The sequence below is a fragment of the Shewanella sp. BC20 genome (assembly GCF_003129585.1).
GTDB classification, from domain to species: domain Bacteria; phylum Pseudomonadota; class Gammaproteobacteria; order Enterobacterales; family Shewanellaceae; genus Shewanella; species Shewanella seohaensis.
Genome location: NZ_NHRI01000037.1, coordinates 1 through 2160, shown reverse-complemented (window position 1 = coordinate 2160; position 2160 = coordinate 1). Strand labels below are relative to the sequence as shown.

1 protein-coding gene is annotated in these 2160 nt (G+C 47.2%); it reads left to right on the top strand.

Annotated features, from left to right (window positions below):
• Positions 1-574: 574 nt before the first annotated feature.
• Positions 575-2047: a group II intron reverse transcriptase/maturase gene (gene ltrA, locus CBX96_RS21370; protein WP_109287994.1), complete on the top strand. Its 1473-nt coding sequence runs from the start codon at positions 575-577 to the stop codon at positions 2045-2047.
• Positions 2048-2160: the final 113 nt, after the last annotated feature.

Sequence of the window (2160 nt, the reverse complement as noted above, 5' to 3'; positions counted from 1 at the left end):
GGCGTGCGACGTGAAGTCGTATGAAGTGCTGTTCACCGCTTAATGAGTGAACCATCTGTATCACCAGATGAACCTAGGAGCCTGAATAAAGTAGCGGCTCTGACAATGTAACGAAGGTTGGTATGCACCAATCGGGATCTAAATCGTGAGAAGACGATCCTCCTGATAACCACAAATCGGGTGAGTGCTAGGTAGTCAGTATGATGAACATAAGTGAATCCGCATAAGGCGCGTTATACGTTGAAACAGCGGAAGTGGTTAATACGCTGTAGCCAAAAGGCAAGAGAGTCGGAAAGAGATTGCCCCATGCTCTTTCGTGATCATTGAACTCTCCGCACCATAGCGGGCATCTAACCTGACATTGCGCGACATACGGAACACGGTAAGCCTGTATCGCTCCCTCTGGGAAAGCCAATATAGCCGATGGCGGTGCAGGTATAGGATGTTGGAAAAAGCAAAGGCTGCATTGTAATGATGCAGATACAGGCGACTGTCTGGCACGAAAGTGAGCCCACTTCCGACTGGTCTCCCATTGCGAAAGAGTTTGAAGAACTTTATTTAAGGCGAAACGCAAATGATGGTTTCTCATGAAATCAGTGCCTCCCTCGACAGCAACCCGTGGCAATCCATTGACTGGAAGGCCGCTGAGTCGCTTGTATTAAAGCTTCAGATGCGTATTGCAAAGGCAACAAGAGAAGGTAAACAAGGCAAGGTGAAAGCCCTGCAATGGGTATTGACTCACTCACGCTCCGCAAAACTCCTTGCGGTTAAGCGTGTTTCACAAAACAAAGGCTGTAAGACACCTGGAATAGATGGCGTCATCTGGAACACAGATGCTCGCCGTATTGCAGCGGTTAAGCAACTGAAACGGAAAGCGTATCAAGCCAAACCTCTCAAGCGTATCTACATCCCCAAGAAAAATGGCAAACTCAGACCACTCGGTATCCCCTGCATGATAGATAGGGCGCAACAAGCGCTGCATTTACTTGCTTTAGAGCCGATATCAGAGACTGTCGCAGACCCAAATAGCTATGGCTTTCGGCCTCATCGAAGCACTGCTGATGCAATCGCTCAGTGCTTCCTATGTCTGAGCCAAAGGTATTCTAGCGAATGGGTCCTTGAGGGTGATATCAAAGCGTGTTTTGACAAGATTGGCCACCAATGGCTTATCGACAACATAGCGCTAGACAAGAAAATGCTAAGACAATGGCTGGAATGTGGCTTTATGGACAAAGGGTTATTCTACAGAACCGATGAGGGAACACCCCAAGGTGGGATCATCTCACCGACATTGATGTTACTCACCCTCTCAGGACTGGAACAACTCCTTAAAGCCACGGCCCGCCGTAAAGGCTGCAACGTTAACTTTATCGGATATGCAGACGATTTCGTCGTTACTGGATCTTCAAAGGAAGTGCTAGTAAACGAAATCAAACCGCTGATTGCACGCTTCTTAGCAGAAAGAGGACTAACGCTATCGGAAGAGAAAACCCATGTCACTCATATCAATGATGGATTTGATTTTCTAGGTTTTAATCTCAGGAAATACAAAGGGAAATTACTCATCAAACCGAGTAAATCCAATGCGCTGTCATTCTTAGGTAACATGCGAACACTCATCAAAACACACGGCACGACATCAACTAACGATCTCATCAGACTGATGAATCCGAAGTTGCGCGGCTGGGCGAACTATTATCGCCATGTTGTAGCTAAGCAAACTTTCGGCTATGTGAGTTACAAACTATTCCAGACACTATGGCACTGGGCAGTGAGACGTCATCCCACTAAAGGAAAGCGGTGGGTAGCGTTCAAATATTTCATAAACCGCCAAGGCCAATGGCAATTTCACGGTTGGAACAAAGTCGCTGATATGGACTGTCAGTTTAACCTTGTGCAAATCGCCCATACGCCGATAGTGCGACATGTGAAAATCAGAAGTGCGGCAACGCCTTATGACCCCCAATTTTCTGAGTATTTTAGAAAGCTAAGGCGGGAGAAAGGAAGTCGTAACTCTTGGTTGGAACCCGTCCAAACTGCGTTGTAAGTTGCTGGGTATTATCTTAATGCCTTCGTGGAGGCTTGAGCCGTATGCAGTGAAAGTTGCACGTACGGTTCTTAGGAGGGCGGCACTTGGTAACAGGTGTCGCCTATCCGACA